The sequence below is a fragment of the Mycolicibacterium hippocampi genome (genome assembly GCF_010723735.1).
In the GTDB taxonomy this organism is placed as follows: domain Bacteria; phylum Actinomycetota; class Actinomycetes; order Mycobacteriales; family Mycobacteriaceae; genus Mycobacterium; species Mycobacterium hippocampi.
The window spans coordinates 1,429,731-1,447,067 of sequence record NZ_BLLB01000002.1 but is presented as its reverse complement, the minus strand read 5'-3'; the positions used below and the strand labels follow the sequence as shown (position 1 = coordinate 1,447,067).

The 17,337-nt window shown below is 68.8% G+C and carries 19 protein-coding genes; 13 read left to right on the top strand and 6 right to left on the bottom strand.

Going from position 1 to position 17,337, the window contains the following annotated elements; all coding sequences use genetic code 11:
* Window positions 1–18 precede the first annotated feature (18 nt).
* Window positions 19–528 (top strand): DUF1707 domain-containing protein, encoded by a 510-nt coding sequence (locus G6N53_RS08000; RefSeq protein WP_163887990.1) that lies wholly within the window; start codon window positions 19–21, stop codon window positions 526–528.
* A gap of 3 nt (window positions 529–531) precedes the next feature.
* Here G6N53_RS08000 and G6N53_RS07995 read toward each other — a convergent pair whose 3' ends face one another.
* Window positions 532–2,028 carry a potassium/proton antiporter gene (locus G6N53_RS07995; protein ID WP_163887989.1) on the bottom strand — a complete coding sequence of 499 codons (1,497 nt, stop codon included), beginning with the start codon at window positions 2,026–2,028 and terminating at the stop codon, window positions 532–534.
* 87 nt (window positions 2,029–2,115) lie between these two features.
* Here G6N53_RS07995 and G6N53_RS07990 point away from each other — a divergent pair, with 87 nt between their 5' ends.
* The 8 genes from G6N53_RS07990 (at window position 2,116) to G6N53_RS07955 (ending at window position 9,941) form a co-directional block, all read left to right on the top strand.
* Window positions 2,116–2,814, top strand: a complete 699-nt coding sequence (locus G6N53_RS07990) for a potassium channel family protein (RefSeq protein WP_163895623.1) — start codon at window positions 2,116–2,118, stop codon at window positions 2,812–2,814.
* A gap of 145 nt (window positions 2,815–2,959) precedes the next feature.
* Window positions 2,960–5,857 (top strand): Na+/H+ antiporter subunit A, encoded by a 2,898-nt coding sequence (locus G6N53_RS07985; RefSeq protein WP_163887988.1) that lies wholly within the window; start codon window positions 2,960–2,962, stop codon window positions 5,855–5,857.
* Window positions 5,854–6,330, top strand: a complete 477-nt coding sequence (locus tag G6N53_RS07980; RefSeq protein WP_163887987.1) for a Na(+)/H(+) antiporter subunit C — start codon at window positions 5,854–5,856, stop codon at window positions 6,328–6,330. Before G6N53_RS07985 ends, G6N53_RS07980 begins: the two co-directional genes overlap by 4 nt.
* Window positions 6,327–7,955, top strand: a complete 1,629-nt coding sequence (locus tag G6N53_RS07975) for a Na+/H+ antiporter subunit D (RefSeq protein WP_163887986.1) — start codon at window positions 6,327–6,329, stop codon at window positions 7,953–7,955. The genes G6N53_RS07980 and G6N53_RS07975 overlap by 4 nt, the downstream gene beginning before the upstream one ends.
* A complete protein-coding gene (locus tag G6N53_RS07970) occupies window positions 7,952–8,518 on the top strand; it encodes a Na+/H+ antiporter subunit E (RefSeq protein ID WP_163887985.1) in 567 nt (188 codons plus the stop codon). The genes G6N53_RS07975 and G6N53_RS07970 overlap by 4 nt, the downstream gene beginning before the upstream one ends.
* Entirely contained in the window at window positions 8,515–8,802 is a 288-nt protein-coding gene (locus tag G6N53_RS07965; protein ID WP_163887984.1) for a monovalent cation/H+ antiporter complex subunit F, read from the top strand. Before G6N53_RS07970 ends, G6N53_RS07965 begins: the two co-directional genes overlap by 4 nt.
* A 28-nt stretch (window positions 8,803–8,830) precedes the next feature.
* Window positions 8,831–9,199 (top strand): monovalent cation/H(+) antiporter subunit G, encoded by a 369-nt coding sequence (gene mnhG, locus G6N53_RS07960; protein ID WP_163895621.1) that lies wholly within the window; start codon window positions 8,831–8,833, stop codon window positions 9,197–9,199.
* 34 nt (window positions 9,200–9,233) lie between these two features.
* Entirely contained in the window at window positions 9,234–9,941 is a 708-nt protein-coding gene (locus tag G6N53_RS07955) for a class I SAM-dependent methyltransferase (protein WP_163887983.1), read from the top strand.
* A 7-nt stretch (window positions 9,942–9,948) separates the two neighbouring features.
* On the opposite strand, the gene G6N53_RS07950 is transcribed toward G6N53_RS07955, so the two are convergent.
* Genes G6N53_RS07950 through napA form a run of 5 tightly spaced genes read right to left on the bottom strand, consistent with a single transcriptional unit; the run spans window position 9,949 to window position 13,237 of the window.
* The gene (locus tag G6N53_RS07950) at window positions 9,949–10,581 is read right to left on the bottom strand and encodes an LON peptidase substrate-binding domain-containing protein (protein ID WP_163887982.1); all 633 of its coding nucleotides are present in this window, start codon (window positions 10,579–10,581) and stop codon (window positions 9,949–9,951) included.
* A 1-nt stretch (window position 10,582) separates the two neighbouring features.
* Window positions 10,583–11,725, bottom strand: a complete 1,143-nt coding sequence (locus G6N53_RS07945; protein WP_163887981.1) for a glutamate--cysteine ligase — start codon at window positions 11,723–11,725, stop codon at window positions 10,583–10,585.
* Window positions 11,706–12,404 (bottom strand): superoxide dismutase[Cu-Zn], encoded by a 699-nt coding sequence (sodC, locus tag G6N53_RS07940; RefSeq protein WP_163887980.1) that lies wholly within the window; start codon window positions 12,402–12,404, stop codon window positions 11,706–11,708. The genes G6N53_RS07945 and sodC overlap by 20 nt, the downstream gene beginning before the upstream one ends.
* A gap of 10 nt (window positions 12,405–12,414) precedes the next feature.
* Window positions 12,415–12,876: a LytR C-terminal domain-containing protein gene (locus tag G6N53_RS07935; protein ID WP_163887979.1), complete on the bottom strand. Its 462-nt coding sequence runs from the start codon at window positions 12,874–12,876 to the stop codon at window positions 12,415–12,417.
* 43 nt (window positions 12,877–12,919) lie between these two features.
* Window positions 12,920–13,237, bottom strand: a complete 318-nt coding sequence (gene napA / locus G6N53_RS07930; RefSeq protein ID WP_163887978.1) for a nucleoid-associated protein NapA — start codon at window positions 13,235–13,237, stop codon at window positions 12,920–12,922.
* Between the two features lie 135 nt (window positions 13,238–13,372).
* On the opposite strand from napA, the gene G6N53_RS07925 reads away from it, so the two are divergent.
* The 4 genes from G6N53_RS07925 to G6N53_RS07910 all read left to right on the top strand — a co-directional run bounded on the left by G6N53_RS07925 (window position 13,373) and on the right by G6N53_RS07910 (window position 17,331).
* Window positions 13,373–13,966, top strand: coding sequence for a peptide deformylase (locus G6N53_RS07925; RefSeq protein ID WP_163887977.1), 594 nt, complete (start codon window positions 13,373–13,375; stop codon window positions 13,964–13,966).
* 3 nt (window positions 13,967–13,969) lie between these two features.
* Window positions 13,970–14,881, top strand: coding sequence for an N-acetylglutamate synthase, CG3035 family (locus tag G6N53_RS07920; protein WP_163887976.1), 912 nt, complete (start codon window positions 13,970–13,972; stop codon window positions 14,879–14,881).
* Window positions 14,882–14,890: 9 nt separating this feature from the next.
* Window positions 14,891–15,697 (top strand): exodeoxyribonuclease III, encoded by an 807-nt coding sequence (locus G6N53_RS07915; RefSeq protein ID WP_163887975.1) that lies wholly within the window; start codon window positions 14,891–14,893, stop codon window positions 15,695–15,697.
* Between the two features lie 65 nt (window positions 15,698–15,762).
* Window positions 15,763–17,331: an HNH endonuclease signature motif containing protein gene (locus G6N53_RS07910; protein WP_163887974.1), complete on the top strand. Its 1,569-nt coding sequence runs from the start codon at window positions 15,763–15,765 to the stop codon at window positions 17,329–17,331.
* Window positions 17,332–17,337: the final 6 nt, after the last annotated feature.

Here is a 17,337-nt window from a genome sequence, read left to right as displayed (position 1 = left end):
TCTCGAGGGAGTATGCCCATGGATCTCCGCGAATCCGTCACCACCGGCCTGCGCGCCGGCGACCACGACCGGGAGTCCGTCGCGACGCTGCTCGGGCAGGCCCTGGCCCAGGGATATCTGGACATGGGTGAATACGAGAAGCGCCTGCAGGCGGCATTCGCCGCGCAGACCACCCCGGAACTGCGCCATCTGACGTCGGACCTACCGCTGGCGCAGTTGCGGCGCAGCGATCCCCGTCGCCGGGCTGCCCGTCGCGCGGCCGCTCGCCGCGGTGTCGCGTTCCACCTCGCGGCGTATCTGGCGATGGTGGTCGTCGTGCTCACCGTGTGGCTGGTCGTCGGGCTGACCGCCGGCGCCTGGTACTTCTGGCCGATCTGGCCGATCCTCGGGGCGGGCATCGGCGTCGTCGCGCACGCGGTTCCGGTCAAGTTCGCGCTGCCCGTCGGCTGCACGCGTCTGACGCCGGAATGGTATTCCAGCAGCGAAAATGCGCGTGCGGGCCTGCTGGAATACCGTTCCGGCGGATAGGGGCTAGCCCGGTTCGCCGTACTCGTCGAACCAGTGCGCGAGCTTGCCCCGCCTGCTCACCGCACGCAGCCGCCGCTCCGCCGACTCCCGGGTGGCGCTGGTGGTCACGATCAACAGTTCGTCGCCGACCTGCAGGCGGTCGATGGGCTGCGGCACGAACGAGTGGCCCGCCCGAACCACCAGCGTGATGACACTCGGATCGGGCAGCCGCAACTCCAGCACCGTGACGTTGTGCAGCCGCGAGCCCGGCAGCACCGTCATGGTCAGCAGGTCTGCTCCCAGCACGTCCAGCGGCGCGGCGTCGACCTGGATCTCGCGGGTGGTGTCGCGCGGCACCAGGTCGAGCTGTCGGGCCACCCACTGCAGACTCGGGCCCTGCACCAAGGTGAACACCACGACCAGGATGAACACGATGTTGAGCAGCCTGCCGCTGCCGGCGACTCCCTCCACGATCGGATAGGTCGCCAGCACGATGGGCACCGCACCGCGCAGCCCCGCCCAGGAGATGAAGGCCTGCTCACGCCACGGCACGCGGAAACCGAGGAGCGATACGACCACCGAGATGGGCCGGGCGAGCAGCAGCAGCACCAGCCCCGCGACGACGGCGGGCACCAACTCGTCGAGCAGTTCGTCCGGTGACACCAGCAGCCCCAGGATGACGAACACCCCGATCTGGGCCAGCCAGCCCGATCCCTCGGCGAAGGACCGGGTCGCCGAGCGGTGCGGCAGACCGGAGTTGGCGAGGACCACGCTGGCCAGGTAGGCCGCCAGGAATGCGCTCGCCTGCGCCGAGCCGGCTGCCGCGAACGCCAGCATGCCCAGGCCGAACGTCGCGAGCGGGTACAAGCCGGCGGCCGGCAGCGCGATCCGCCGCAGTGCCATCGCGCCGAGGAATCCGCACGCCAGGCCGATCACCGCGCCGATAACCAGCTGGTAGAGCAGGGTCGCCGCGATCACGACCGGGTCCAGGTCCAGCGGGATGGTGCTGAACAGCAACACCAGGATGACGGCGGGCGCGTCGTTGAACCCCGACTCGGCCTCGAGCAGGCCGCCCACCCGTCGCGGCAGCGGGACCACGCGCAGCACCGAGAACACCGCCGCGGCATCGGTGCTGGAGACGATCGCCCCGAGCAGCAGCGCCAGCTGCCAGTCCATGCCGAGAAGCCAGTGCACCGCCGCTGCGGTCACCAGGCTGCTCACCCCGACACCGACCGTCGCGAGCACCCCGGCGGGAGCGAGCACCCTGCGGATGTCGCTGAACCGAGTGGTCAGGCCACCTTCCACCAGGATGATGCCCAGTGCGGCGGTCCCGAGATCCTGGGCGAGTTGCGCGCTGTCGAACTGCAGGCCGAGCCCGCCCTCACCGAGGAGCACACCGAACCCGAGGAACAGCAATAGGCTGGGCAGGCCGACACCGCTGGCAAGCCTCGTCGCGACGATGCTCGCCAGCAGCACGAGGCCACCGACGAACAGCGCCACGTAGAGCTGGTGCAGGCTCAACCGAACCTCACTTGCCGAGCTGGGGTGGTGGTCGGTGCAAGTAAATCAGGACCGCACCTGTTCGGTTGCGGTGGTGAGGAGACGCCGTTGCGGATCGCGATTGCCGGCGCCGGCGCGGTCGGACGATCCGTGGCGCGCGAACTCATCGATTACGGCCACCGGGTGCTGCTCATCGAGAAGGAGTTCACCCGCTACACCCCGGCACTGGTACCGGACGCCGAGTGGTTCCTTGCCGATGCGTGCGAGCTGTCGTCGCTGGAGGAGGCCGAGATCCACATCTGCGACGTCGCCATCGCCGCCACCGGTGACGACAAGTCCAACCTCGCGATGGCGTTGCTCGCCAAGTCCGAGTTCGGGATCGACAGGGTGGTCGCGCGGATCAACGAGTCCCGCAACGACTGGCTGTTCACCGAGGCGTGGGGTGTGGACGTGGCGGTGTCCACCCCGATGGCGTTGGTCGCCGCGGTGGAGGGCGCGATCGACGTCGGCCATCTGGTCCGTCTGATGGATCTGGGTAAAGGCACCCGGACCGGCGTGGGGCAGGGTCCGGCGAACGTCGCGAAGCTGACGCTGCCTACCGACAGCGGTCTGGTGGGTCAGCGGGTGCGCGATCTCGCGTTGCCGAACGACAGCGCACTCGTCACGCTGATGCGGGGCAACCGCCTGATCGTGCCGAAACCCGACGACGTGCTGCGGGCCGGCGACGAGCTGCTGTTCATCTCCGGGGCGGCCGTCGAGGGACGCATCAGGGCAATGGTGCAGGGCACCGCGACGTCCGGGGACTGACGCGGCCGGGACGGCCGGCACGAGCCAGTAGACTGGGGCGACTCCAGAGTCAGTCCGGCCGACGGCCTTCGTCGCCCACTGCCTGTCCACCTGCCCGACGGCACCGACCGCCCGACAGCGTTGCCGAACCCGACGAGACGGAGCCATGCTCGCCATCCTCGCCGCCCACGCGGTCGCCACTCTGTTGGCGCCGTTGCTGGTGCACCGTTGGGGACGGGCGGCCTTCTATCCGCTGGCGCTGGTGCCGCTCGGTTCGCTGGTCTGGGTGGCGCTGAACTGGCCCGCCCCCGGTCCGGGACGCACCGTGAACGTGTCGTGGGTGCCCGAGTTGTCCATGGACATCACGCTGCGGTTCGACGCGCTCGCCGCGATCATGAGCGTGCTGGTGCTCGGCATCGGTGCGCTGGTCCTGTTCTACTGCGCCGACTACTTCCAGCACCACGACGGCAAGAACGAGAAGCGGCTCCCCAGTTTCGCCGCCGAGCTCGTCGCGTTCTCCGGCGCCATGTTCGGCCTGGTCACCAGCGACAACATGCTTGTGCTCTACGTGTTCTGGGAAATCACGACGGTGCTGTCGTTCCTGCTGGTCGGCCACTACGCCGAACGGGCGACCAGCCGTCGGGCCGCGACGCAGGCACTTCTGGTGACGACGTTCGGCGGGCTGGCGATGCTCGTCGGCATCATCGTGCTCGGCAACATGACGGGCACCTACCTGTTGTCCGAGCTGATCGCCGACCCGCCGACCGGGACGGCCGCGTCGGTGGCGTTGGTGCTGATCCTCGTCGGTGCGCTGTCGAAGTCGGCGATCGTGCCGATGCACTTCTGGCTGCCTGGCGCCATGGCCGCCCCCACACCGGTCAGCGCGTACCTGCACGCGGCCGCGATGGTGAAGGCGGGCGCCTACCTGATCGCAAGGATGACGCCGGGATTCGCCGACGCCCCGGTCTGGCGACCGACCATCCTCACGCTGGGCCTGCTGACGATGCTGGTGGCCGGCTGGCGCGCCATCCGCGAATACGACCTGAAGCTGGTCCTGGCGTTCGGCACCGTCAGCCAACTCGGGCTGATCGTCGTCATGGTCGGGGCCGGCGGCAGCGAGATGATGCTGGCCGGTCTGGCGATGCTGTGCGCCCACGCCATGTTCAAGGCGTCTTTGTTCATGGTGGTGGGCATCATCGACCACGCCACCGGCACCCGTGACATCCGCAGGCTCGCCTGGCTCGGCGACCGCTCCAGACCGCTGCTGATCATCGCCACCGGCGCCACCGCCAGCATGGCGGCGATACCGCCCTTCTTCGGGTTCGTCGCCAAGGAAGCCGACCTGGAGACGGTGCTGCACAGCCCGACGCTGGGTGGCGCGGCGCCGTTCGTGCTCGCGGGCATCGTCGTCGGCTCGGTCCTGACCACCGCCTACAGTCTGCGGTTCCTGTTCGGCGCGTTCGGCCGCAAGGGGCTGCCGAAGCCGAGTGTCCGGGTGGCGGAGATGCACCGGCCCGAGATCGCGTTCATGATCCCGCCGGGCGTGCTGGCCTTCGCCGGCCTGCTCTTCGGTCTGTGGCCGGCCGGACTGGGCCACGCGCTGGAGGGTTACGCCAACACCGTCCCCAACCCAACCGGCTACGTCGCCGATTACCACCTGGCGCTGTGGCACGGCTTCGGAATCCCGCTCGCGCTGTCGGTGTTGGTGCTGACGGCCGGCACCGTGCTCTACGTCGGCCGCGGCCGGTGGCGCCGGACCCGGCTGGAGTTCCTCCCGCTGGTCAACGCCGACCGCGTCTACGACCGGGTCCTGCGGGCCGCCGACGTGATGTCGGTCCGGCTGACGGCGGTCACCCAGCGGGGCTCCATCCCGGCGACGCAGTCGGTGATCCTGGCGACGCTCGTCCTGGTACCGATCACCGTGCTGGCGCTGGGCGCCCGTGACCGGCCGGATCTGCAACTGTGGGACTCCCCGCCGCAGGTGGTGGTGGGACTGCTGATGCTGGCCGCCGCGCTGGCCGCGACCGTGATGCGCAACCGCCTGGCAGCGGTGCTGCTGGTGGGTGTGACCGGATACGGGTGCGGGGCGATCTTCGCGTTTCACGGCGCCCCCGACCTGGCGCTGACGCAGTTCCTGGTGGAGACGCTGACCCTGGTGGTGTTCGTGCTGGTGCTGCGCAACCTGCCCGCCGAGACGGGCGGCGCCGACATCAAACGATTCCGCCTGCCGCGTGCGGTTCTTGCGCTGTCGGTGGGGGCGACGGTCACCTGTCTGGCGGCGTTCGCCATGGCGGCCCGTTCCGGCAGACCGATCGCCGAACTCCTGCCCGACGCCGCCTACCTGCGCGGTCACGGTTCCAACACCGTCAACGTGCTGCTCGTCGACATCCGTGCCTGGGACACCATGGGCGAGATCGCGGTGCTGCTGGTCGCCGCGACGGGCGTCGCATCGCTGGTGTTCCGCAACCGGCGCTTCGGCGCCGCGCCCCGGGTGGCCGACGCCGGTCAGCCCGACATCGGCCAGTTCGCGGCGGTCTCGAGAAACAGCCCGGCTGCCGGGGAGATCACCTGGCTGCGCGGCAGCGGCCTGCGTGACCCGCGCAACCGCTCGCTGGTTCTCGAGGTCGCGACGCGGCTCATCTTCCCGGTGATGATGGTGCTGTCGGCGTACTTCTTCTTCGCCGGCCACAACACCCCGGGCGGCGGCTTCGCCGGTGGGCTGATGGCCGGGTTGGCGCTGGTGCTGCGCTACCTCGCCGGTGGCCGCTACGAGCTCGGCGAGACGCTGCCGCTCGACGCGGGGAAGATCCTCGGGGCGGGGCTGACGCTGGCCGCCGGCACCGCGACCGCCTCGCTGCTGTTCGGGGCGCCGGCGTTGTCGTCGGCGCTGATCGAGATCGACGTGCCGGTGCTGGGCACCGTCAAGTTCGTCACCGCGCTGTTCTTCGACCTAGGGGTGTATCTGATCGTGGTCGGTCTGGTGCTCGACGTGCTGCGCAGCCTCGGGGCGCGCATCGACGAGGAGATCGCCGAAAATCAACGAGCGGCGGTGCGCTCGCGATGACCGCCTACCTCATCCCGCTGATCATCATCGGGGGACTGACCAGCGCAGGCGTGTACCTGCTGCTGGAACGGCACCTGACCCGGATGCTGCTGGGGCTGCTGCTGATCAGCAACGCGGTCAACCTGCTGATCCTGTCGGCAGGCGGCCGGTCGGGTAACCCGCCGATCCGCGACCGCACGAGTGCGGGCTCGGGGGAGACGACGACCGCGGATCCGCTGGCGCAGGCCCTGATCCTGACCGCGATCGTGATCACGATGGGCGTCGCGGCGTTCGTGCTGGCGTTGACGTACCGTTCGTTCCGCCTCAACACCGCCGAGGAAGTGACCAACGACCCGGAGGACACCAGGGTGTCGCAGCGGTCCGGCAACGAGTCGGCCGACGAGCTGGAGCGACGGTTCGAGCCCGATCGCAGCCGCGACACCGACCTGCCGGACGAACTCGACGCACTTCCGGGTTACGAGGGGTCGCGATGATCGCCGTTGCGTTGCACAGCGACCTGGCCCCGATGCTCACCCCGTTGCCCGTGCTGGTGCCGATGCTCGCCGCGGCGATGACGCTGTTCGCCGGCCGCAAGCCCCGACTCCAGCGGGTCATCGCGGTGTTCGCGCTGTCGGTGGTGCTCGTTGCGTCGACTGCGCTGCTGCGCCTCGCCGACCGGGACGGAACGATCGCGTTGCAGGTCGGAGGCTGGGGCCCGACCGAACCCGGCATGGGCCCGCTCGGGATCACGCTGGTCGTCGACCGGCTGTCGGCGCTGATGCTGGTCGTGTCGTCGATCGTGCTGCTCGCCGTGGTGGTCTACGCCATCGGACAGGGCATCCGTGACGGTGACGACCGTCAACCGGTGTCGATCTTCCTGCCCACCTACCTCGTGCTCTCGGCCGGTGTGTGCATGGCCTTCCTGGCCGGCGACCTGTTCAACCTCTTCGTCGGATTCGAGGTGCTGCTCGCCGCGAGTTATGTGCTGCTGACGATCGGCGGCAGCAGGGAGCGGGTGCGGGCCGGCATCACCTACGTGATGGTGTCGATGGTCTCCTCGATGATCTTCCTGCTCGGCATCGCGCTCGTCTACGCCGCCACCGGAACCCTCAACCTGGCGGAGCTGTCGGTGCGGCTGGCCGATGTCTCGGACGGCACCCGCACCGCGTTGTTCGCGGTGCTGCTGGTCGCGTTCGGCATCAAGGCGGCGGTGTTCCCGCTGTCTGCGTGGCTGCCGGACTCCTACCCCACCGCGCCCGCCCCGGTCACCGCCGTGTTCGCCGGCCTGCTCACCAAAGTCGGTATCTACGCCATCATCCGCGCGCATTCGCTGCTGTTCCCGGGCGGCGGGATGGACCGGGTACTACTGGTGGCGGGACTGCTGACGATGGTGGTCGGCATCTTCGGCGCCATCGCCCAGAGCGACATCAAGCGGTTGCTGTCGTTCACGCTGGTAAGCCACATCGGCTACATGATCTTCGGCATTGCGCTGTCCACCGAGCTGGGGATGTCGGGCGCCATCTACTACGTGGCGCACCACATCCTGGTGCAGACGACACTGTTCCTGGTGGTCGGTTTGATCGAGCGGCAGGCGGGCGCGTCGGCCCTGGAACGTCTCGGCGGTCTGGCAGCGGCCAGCCCCCTGCTGGCCTTCGTCTTCGTCGTGCCCGCGCTCAATCTCGGTGGTATCCCGCCGTTCTCGGGCTTCATCGGAAAGGTGGCCCTGTTGGAGGCGGGCGCGCAGGTGGGGTCGGTGCTCGCCTGGGTCCTGGTGGCCGGCAGCGTCATCACCAGCCTGCTGACGCTGTACGTGGTGACCCGGGTGTGGACCAAGGCGTTCTGGCGGTCCCGTGAGGACGCGCCCGAGGGGCACCTCTCGGCGGCCAGGCCGACGGCGCTGGTGGACAACACCGATGAAGCGATGGACATCGAACTCGCCGACCGTGACGACGTCGGCCGGATGCCCGTCGGCATGCTGGTGCCGACCGGGGCATTGATCGCGGTGGGTCTGGCACTCACCGTGCTGGCCGGCCCGATCTTCGCCTACAGCGAGCGCGCCGCCGACCAGGTTCTCGATCGCAGCCAGTACATCACTGCGGTGCTGGGAGAGCCGCGATGAGTGTCAGCGCGAAGAGCGGTCGGCAGACGAGGTGGCTCGCGCTGCGGCTCTGGCTGATGGTCTGGCTGATCCTGGTGTGGGTCCTGCTGTGGGGCAACATCTCTGCGGCCAACATCCTGTCGGGGCTGGCGATCGCGCTGATCATCACACTGTGGCTGCCGTTGCCGCCGGTCCCCGTGGAAGGACGGCTGCACCCGCTGTCGCTGGTGCGGCTGATCGGGTCGGTCGCGTACTCGCTGCTGGTTTCGTCGATACAGGTCGCGGTGCTGGCGCTCAGCCCCAAACCGCCGCTGTCGGCGGTGTTGCGGGCCCACCTGGCGGTCAAGTCAGATCTGGTGCTGGCGTTGGCGGTGAACATCCTGAACCTCACGCCCGGCAACATCGTGCTGGAGATCGACCAGGCGCGCCGGATGATCTACGTCCACGTCCTCGACGTGGGATCGGATCGTGAGGTGCAGCGGTTCCACAGACAGGTCGACGATCTGCAGAAGATGCTGGTGGCGACGTTCGAACGCGATGCCGATTGGCGGCCGTCGCCGCAGAAGGAGGTGGACAGCCCATGAGCACAGTCTGGGTGATCGCCGCGGCAATGCTGACGGCCGCAGCTTTCCTGACGATGTTCCGGATGCTGCTGGGTCCGACCACCTTGGACCGGCTGGTGGCGCTGGACGCGCTTGTGGCGGTCACGCTCTGCGCGATCGGCACCTGGGCGGCTTTCAGCCTGGACACCACCGCCACCTACAGCCTGACCGCGCTGGCGCTGATCACGTTCGTCGGCTCGGTCAGCGTGGCGAGGTTCCGGGTACCGGACGTGGCGAACCCGGCCGACAAGGGGCCTTCACGATGAGCGCTTGCGCGAAGAGTCGAGCACCACGATGAACGTGCTCGACGTCCTCACCGCGGTGCTGATCCTCAGCGGGTCGGCGTTGGCGCTGACGGCCGCGATCGGAGTGCTGCGGTTCCCGGACACCTTGTCGAGGATGCATGCGGCGACCAAGCCCCAGGTTCTCGGCCTGCTGCTGGTGCTCGCGGGTGCGGCGATCCGGCTGCGGGGCCACCCCGACGTCGGCATGTTGATCCTGACCGGGATGTTCACGCTGATCACCGCGCCGGTGATCGCCAACCGGGTCGGCCAACTGGCCTACCGAGAGCAGAACATCCGCGATGATCTGATGACCGCCGACGAACTGCATGATTTCGGCCCCGACGGGGAACCCGGCGACAGTGATTCCCCGAGGCAGTGACGCACCCGTCCGCGAAGGCCCGTGTCTGGATGCGGTGGACGCCGCGAAGGTCAGGGCAACGGAGTCGGCTTCCCGCCGTCCGTTGATCGCCGACCCTTACGCCGAGGCGCTGTTGGCCGGACTGGGTGTCGCCGGGCGCGACGCGGACTGTGATCCGGAGTTGTCGGCGGCGCTCGCCGCGCGCACGAAGTGGTTCGACGAGTTCCTCGTCGCCGCCGGCGCCGGGGGCCTGACGCAGGTCGTGATCCTCGCGGCGGGTCTGGACACCCGGCCGTGGCGCCTGCCCTGGCTGGCCGACACGGTCATCTACGAGGTCGACCGGCCGCACGTGCTGGCGTACAAGAGCGAGACCATGCGTGCGGCGGGCGAGAAGACCGGGATCGAATACGTTCCGGTCCCGGTGGCCGCGGATGTGGACTGGTCGGAGTCGTTGCGCGCGGGCGGTTTCGACCCTCGCGAGCCGACGGTGTGGGCGGTGGAGGGAGTGCTGCCCGCGCTGCCCGACGGCGCGTGGAACCCGTTGTTCGACCAGATCTCGCTGCTCAGCACGCGGGGCAGCCGGATCGCCGTGGACGCCGGCGAGCCGACTGTGGACGACATCGGCAACGCGCTGTGTTGCCGCGGATGGGAGATCACCGCCTTCGACGCCCGCGCGCTGACGAGGCGCTATCACCGCGAAACCGGCCACAGCGGCCGGTTGCCCTCCACCGCGGGCGGCTTCATCGAGGGCCGGCTGGGTTGAGAAACCCTCACTCCGACAGCTGGAACTCCACCATCGCGATGACGGTGTCCACCGCCTCGGAAAGTGCCACCACCCGCTCGGCGGCAGTCGGGGCCGCAAGCACCGCGTACTTGTCGGCCTGACCGATCGGGAGCCGGGTGGCCAAGGCGTACAACCACTTCGCGGCGTCACCGGATTCGTCGGCGCCGAGCACGATGTCGCGCGCATTGACCTGTACGCCGCGCACCGCGGCGATGCGCTCGAACAATCCCACCATCCGGTCCTCGATGTCGCGGATCGCGGCCACGTCGACGGGATCGCCGGGCGCGTCCGGCCACAACTCGACCGCCGCCTGGGGGTACGGATTGTCGGGCTGCCACTCCAGCACCCGAAACCGCTCCCCGATGACACATTTCAGTCGGTAGCGGCCCGCACCCAGGTCGGCGTGCTCGGTGATGTGGGCCAGCGCACCGACGTCGCTTCTGCTGTCCCCGCCGCCGACCTCCCGGCCTGCTTCGATCAGCACCACCCCGAACGCGGGAGCGTCTGCAGCCAGGCAGGTTTGCACCAGTGCCGCGTACCTCGGCTCGAAGATCCGCAGCGGCAGCTCCTCGCCGGGCAGCATCGCCACCTCGAGCGGGAACATCGGCAGCGTCGGCACGTCACACCACCAGTTCGGCGACCAGCGCGTCCACGACGGTACGCAGGTCACCGTCGTGTTCCTCGGCCACCCGGCGCTGCCGCTGATAGGACGCACCGACGCGGTAGATGTCGGCGACCCGGGCGAGCTCGTCGCCGCACGACAGCGATTCCGCCACCGGCACAAGCCGTTCCAGCAGGTTGTCCAGATCCTCGGTGACGAGCCGCTCGTTGCTGTCGGCGTCGCGGATGATGATGGCGTCGAGCCCATAGCGGGCCGCTCGCCACTTGTTCTCCTGGACATGCCACGGGGGCATCACCGGCAGCGCCTCCCCGGCGTCGAGGCGCCGGTCCAGGTCGACGATCAGGCAGTGCGTCAATGCGACCAACGCCGAAAGCTCGCGAAGGTTCGACACCCCGTCGAAGATCCGGACCTCGATGGTCCCCAGATGTGGGGAAGGCCGCACATCCCAACGGATCTCGTTCATGTGGTCGATGATGCCGGTCTTCTTCTGGTCACCGACGAAACGTTCGAACTCGCGCCACTCCTGGAAGTGGAAGGGCAGACCGGCGGTCGGCAGCTGCTGGAACATCATGGCGCGGTTGCTTGCATAACCGGTGTCCTCGCCCTCCCAGAACGGAGACGACGCCGACAGTGCGAGCAGGTGCGGATAGTGGTTGAGCATCGAGGTGACTATCGGCATCACCTTGTGCGCCGAGGACACCCCCACGTGGACGTGCACACCCCAGATCAGCATCTGCCGACCCCACCACTGGGTGCGTTTGATCAGCTCTGCGTAGCGTGGGTTGTCGGTGAGCTTCTGCGCCGACCAGTTCGCGAACGGGTGGGTGCCCGCGCAGAACAACTCCATGCCGCGTTCCCGGACGACGGTGCGCACCGGACGCAGCGTCGAGGCCAGATCGTCCATCGCCTCGCCGACGTTGTCACAGATGCCCGTGACGATCTCGACGGTGTTGCGCAGCAGTTCCTTGTGCACATGCGGGTTCTCGCCCAGCTCGGCGATCACGGTGGCGGCTTCGTTGCTCAGGTCACGGGTCTCGGCGTCGACGAGCGCGAACTCCCATTCGACGCCCAGGGTCGGCCGGGCCGACCCGACAAAATCGATGCGGCTACTCGCCTCGCGGTCAGGACCCCGTGATGACACCGCAGGCCACCCGTGCTCCGGCGTCGCCGGTCGCCAGGGTGGTCTGATCCGGCGGCGGATCACCGTTGACCTGCTGGTAACGCTCTGGCGGGATGTTGGCGAAGTTGTCGGCGTCCTCGTGGATGATGATCGCGGTTCCGGCGCCGCCGAGCAGTTCCTCGGCGGTGAACGCGTCGGTGGTGGTCACCAGCATCGCCGAACCGTCTTCGCGTACCTGCAGCGAGGACAGGTCTCCGCTTGCGGGGTGTCCGCTGTGGCCCGGCACCTGCAGATGGCCCCCGGCGGAGGCGAAGTCGGCGGGAGCACCGCCGGTCGGCGCGACGGAGTCGGCCTCACACGTGCCGATCGAATGGATGTGCAGTCCGTGGAAGCCGGGGGCGAGCTCGCCGGCGACAGTGGTCTGCACGGTGACCGTGGCGTACCCATCGGAGAACTCGATGTCGGCGGTGGCGATGGTGGTGCCGTCGGGCAGATTCAGGTCGGCGGTCAGCGTCTCACCGCTGGAACCCTCCTGCGCGCCCCCGCCCTGCTCGCCGGGCGAGGCCGACGGCGACGGCGAACCGGTCCAGACCGACGGCGTGGTTCCGGGCGTGTCGGCGATGGGTTCGTTGGGACTGCAGGCGGTCAACGCGAGAGCGGGCACGGCGAACAAGGCGACGGCGGCGACGGTCCTGAACATGTGCAAGAGCCTAGCCGGTGACCGCCACGACCACTCCTGGCGGTTGCTCGATCAGTTCCGGGACCCGGGGGGCCACCGGCGCCTCCAGCAGTCGGCCGAGATCTTCGGCGGCCTGCTGCTCGCCCGGGGCATCACTGAAGAACACCGTGGTGACGGTGGTCTCCGGCAACGTCAGGTTGCCGGTCTCGGTGACGTTCCAGCCCTCATCCCGCAGCCGGTTGGCCGTGTCCTCGGCGACGCCGGGGGCCTCGGAGATGTTGAACACCCGCACATCGGGCCTGGCGGGTTCGGCGGGCGGCGGTGTGGTGGTGGGCGTGGTGCTGACCGTCGTCGTGGCGACCGAGGAGTCGTCGGCACCGTCGGAGTCGCTGCGCAGCGCCTGGAACGCGACGAGCAGGAAGACCACGCCGAGGAACAGCAGCACCATCACCATGGCGCGCAGGGGCAGGCCCGAGGATTCTCGCTGGTTCATTGGGCCCTACTGTATCCAGCCCGGCCGGCCGGCCGGACAGAGCTCAGGTGACATCGAACCCGAGCCGGCGGGCGGCTCGGGCCTTCTGCCGGCTGGCGCGCAGCCGTCGCAGCCTTTTGACCAGCATCGGGTCCGCAGCCAACGCTTCAGGACGGTCGACGAGCGCGTTGAGCACCTGGTAGTACCTGGTGGCCGACATCGAGAACAGTTCCTTGATGGCGTCCTCTTTGGACCCCGCGTACTTCCACCACTGCCGCTCGAAGGCCAGGATGTCGTGCTCGCGGCGGGTCAGCCCATCGGCGGGGGCGGTGCCGTCTGCAGAGTCCCCCGACTTCTCAGTCCGCGCGATCGCGCCGTCCATTCGCTTTCTGGGCCCTTCCGACGCTCGAAAATTACATCGCTGTGGTTCGGCCCGTATTCAATCACGGCTTGGTCACAGAAGCCGTCATCAATCGCCGCGAGTCGGCGGACCAAGGTCGCCGCTTAAGCTCTCCGCATGGCCGTAGTACCCATCCGCATCGTGGGAGATCCCGTCCTGCACACCGCGACCGAACCCGTTCCCATCGCCGACGACGGTTCGTTGCCGGCCGATCTGGCCGACCTCATCACCGATCTGTACGACACCATGGACGCTGCCAACGGAGTCGGGCTGGCAGCCAACCAGATCGGAGTCGCCAAGCGGGTCTTCGTCTTCGACTGCGCGGACGCCCGCGGCAGGGTGACGCGGCGCCGCGGGGTGATCGTCAACCCGGTCCTGGAGACCTCCGAGGTACCCGAGACGATGCCGGACCCCGAAGACGACGACGAAGGCTGCCTGTCGGTGCCCGGCGAATCCTTCCCGACGGGCCGGGCGACGTGGGCCCGGGTGACGGGCCTGGATGCCGACGGCACGCCGATCACGCTCGAGGGGACGGACCTGTTCGCCCGGATGCTGCAGCACGAGACCGGCCACCTCGACGGTTTCCTCTACCTCGACCGCCTGGTCGGGCGCAACGCCCGCAGCGCAAAACGGGCGGTGAAGTCCCACGGCTGGGGCGTGCCCGGGCTGTCCTGGATGCCCGGCGAAGACCCCGACCCGTTCGGCCACTGAGCGGTGGTGGACCTGCCCGCTCCCGGCACCCGCGTCAGCCTGCGGTACCGGCTGCCGGACGGAGCGGTGCCGCCGCACACCGATGTGGTCGGCCATCTGATGGACGTCGGCACGACCGTGCGGGTGCGAAACCGACACGGCGACGTCGTCGACGTCGCGGCCGCCGACGTTCTGGCCGTCCGGGTGGTGCCGGAGATCCCGGTGCGCACCGGCGGGATCCGCAATCTCGAGCACGCCGCGGCGCTCGGCTGGCCCGGCGTCGAACAGCACTGGCTGGGCGGGTGGCTGTTGCGGTACGGGCTCGGCAACACCCGGCGAGCTAATTCCGCCGTGCCGCTGCGCTTCACCTCGCATGCCGAGGTCGTCGCTGCGGCGGACTGGTACGCCGCCCGGGGCGTGCCGGCCCTGATCTCCGCACCGGACCGGCTGTTCAGAGTGCCCGACGCAGTGCCGGTCGATGCCGAGAACCTGGTGATGGCAGGTGATCTCGACGATGCCGTTGCCGTGCCGGAGATGACGCTTACTGCCCGTCCCAGCGGGAGTTGGCGACGGATCAACCAGCGCGACGTCCCAGACGAGGTGCTCACCGCAGTCGTCGACGGGGTGGTGGTTTTCGGCGAACTCGCCGACGCGGCGGTGGGGCGCGCGGTGGTGACCGAGGCGCCGGACGGCACCCGGTGGGTCGGGGTGTCGGCAGTGCACGTGGCCGACGAGGCCCGGCGGCAGGGCCTGGCCCGAACGCTGTGCGCGGGTCTGCTGGGTTGGGGCCGTGACCACGGCGCGACCCGGGCGTACGTCCAGGTGGTCGCCGACAACACCGCGGCGCGGGCGCTCTACGAGTCGATGGGATTCGTGGTGCACCACCGTTCGCGTTATGTCCGCGCCGAGGATCTTCTGGAAAGACCGCCCTCGTAGGGTTCACCCATGCGCCTGGCCACCTGGAACGTCAACTCCATCCGCACCCGGGTCGATCGGGTCACCGACTGGCTGGCCCGTGCCGATGTCGACGTGCTGGCGATGCAGGAGACCAAGTGCTCCGACGAGCAGTTCCCCACCATGCCGTTCGCCGCGCTGGGCTACGACGTGGTGCACTGCGGCTTCAACCAGTGGAACGGCGTGGCCATCGCCTCCCGGATCGGTATCGACGACGTCGCGGTGGGCTTCGACGGCCAGCCGACGTGGAGTGACAAGCCCGACGTGGAAGCCGCCGCCGAGGCCAGGGCACTGGGCGCCACCTGCGGCGGGGTGCGGGTCTGGAGTCTCTACATCCCCAACGGTCGCACCGTCGACTCCGCGCACTACGTCTACAAGCTGCAATGGCTTGCCGCACTTCGGGAAACGGCGGCATCGTGGCTGGCCGACGATCCGTCGGCGCCGATCGCCCTGGTCGGTGACTGGAACATCGCCCCGACCGACGACGACGTCTGGGACGTCGAGTTCTACCGGGGCAGCACCCACATCACCGAGGCCGAGCGTGCGGCCTTCGGTGCGATCGTCGACGCCGGGTTCAGCGACGTGGTGCGGCCGTTCACGCCGGGGCCCGCCGTATTCACCTACTGGGACTACACCCAGCTGCGGTTCCCGAAGAACCGCGGCATGCGCATCGACTTCATCCTGGGCTCGCCCACGCTGGCCGAGCGGGTCACCCATGCCGAGATCGTGCGCGCCGAACGCAAAGGCAAACAGCCCAGCGATCACGCCCCCGTCCTGGTGGACCTCGTCGACCCCTGAACCCACGACGCCGGCACCGGGTCGGCGTGGCCGTCCTGTCAGTGCACCGACCTAGAATCGAATGCATGTTCGATGATCGATCTCCGGCGGAGCTCCTCGCGGTGGTCGGTGATGCGCATCGGCAGGAGTCGATGCAGATGGCCCGCAAGCTCGCGGCAGTGGCGCAGTTGCTGGGTCAGCGCATCGAAGAAGCGTTGCAGATCGATGCTGACGCCGCATCGATGATCGCCGGATTCGCCCGTACCACCGCCGAAGTGTCGGCAGCGATGAACATGTCGGCTGCCAGGGCGCGCCATCTGGTCGGGCAAGCCGAGACGCTGGATTGCCGGCTTCCCGCGGTCGGGGCGCTGTTGGCGGCCGGTCACGTGGACTGGCACATCGTGGAGATCATCCTCGCCCGTACCGCGCTCGTTGACGAGGACAAGTGCGCGGTGCTCGATGCCGTGCTGGCCGAGCAGATATCCGATTGGCAGTGCTGGTCGCGCGTGCGGGTGATAAACGCCGTCGACGCCAAGATCAACACCATCGACGCAGAGGCGGCCAAGCAGCGTCGGGTGGTGGCCTTCGATCAACGGCACGTCCACGTGACCGCCGGCCCGGATGGAACGGCGCAGGTCCGCGCCAAGCTGCCCGCCGCGGCGGCAGCAGCATTCGACCGACGGCTCTCCGAGGTCGCCAAGCAGGTGTGCACGGGTGATCCACGAACTCTCGAGCAGCGCCGCGCCGATGCGGTAGATGCCCTGGTGGACGGGGTGGGGCTGACCTGTCGATGTGACAGCCCCGACTGCCCCTCCCGCGCCGAGGATGCACCCGCCCAGCCGGCGGCGAGGGTCAAGCCGGTGATCAATGTGATCGCGACCGAAGCCACCGTGGCCGGGAACAGTGAGGCGCCGGGGTATCTGGCCGGTTTCGGGGTGATCGACGCGGAGATGGTCCGTGAGCTGGCCCGCGACGCGGCTCGTCGCATCCTGACCCAGCCCGAGGTCAGTGCCCGCGAAGCATTGCGGTACCGCCCGTCAGCGGCGCTGGAGCGCTGGGTCCGGTGTCGGGATCTGACGTGCCGTTTCCCGGGGTGCACGGTGCCCGCTCAGCGCTGCGACGTCGACCACACCGAACCGTTCAACCACGCCGATCCTGGCGCTGGCGGGTTGACGGTGCCGTGGAACCTGGCCTGCTACTGCCGAGAACATCACCGGCGCAAGACCTTCGACGGCTGGAAGGACAAACAGCTACCCGACGGGACCATCGTGTGGACCTCCCCGGCGGGGCAGATCTACCGCACCGCTCCCGGCAGTGCCGAGGTATTTCCCCAATTCCGCCAAAGCAGACCGCGTTCCGAAAGAGACCGCAAGCGTGTAGCCGCGGCCCGGAAGCGGCTAGCTGAGCAGCGCCCGGTCGACGCCTACCACCGCCACCGCAACCGGGCGGCCGCAAGAGAAATCGACGGCCGTCGGTTCCGCAATCGTTTCCGTCGAACCAGGGTTCTGTTCCACGGCTACACCACCCGCGACAAACCCAGCACCAGTCCGTTCTGCCGGTGGGTCAACGACCCCATCGAACCCGAAGAACTTCCGCCCGATTGGCAACCGCCACCACAAACCAACACCGACCCTGACGAACCTCCACCGTTCTAGGAGCAC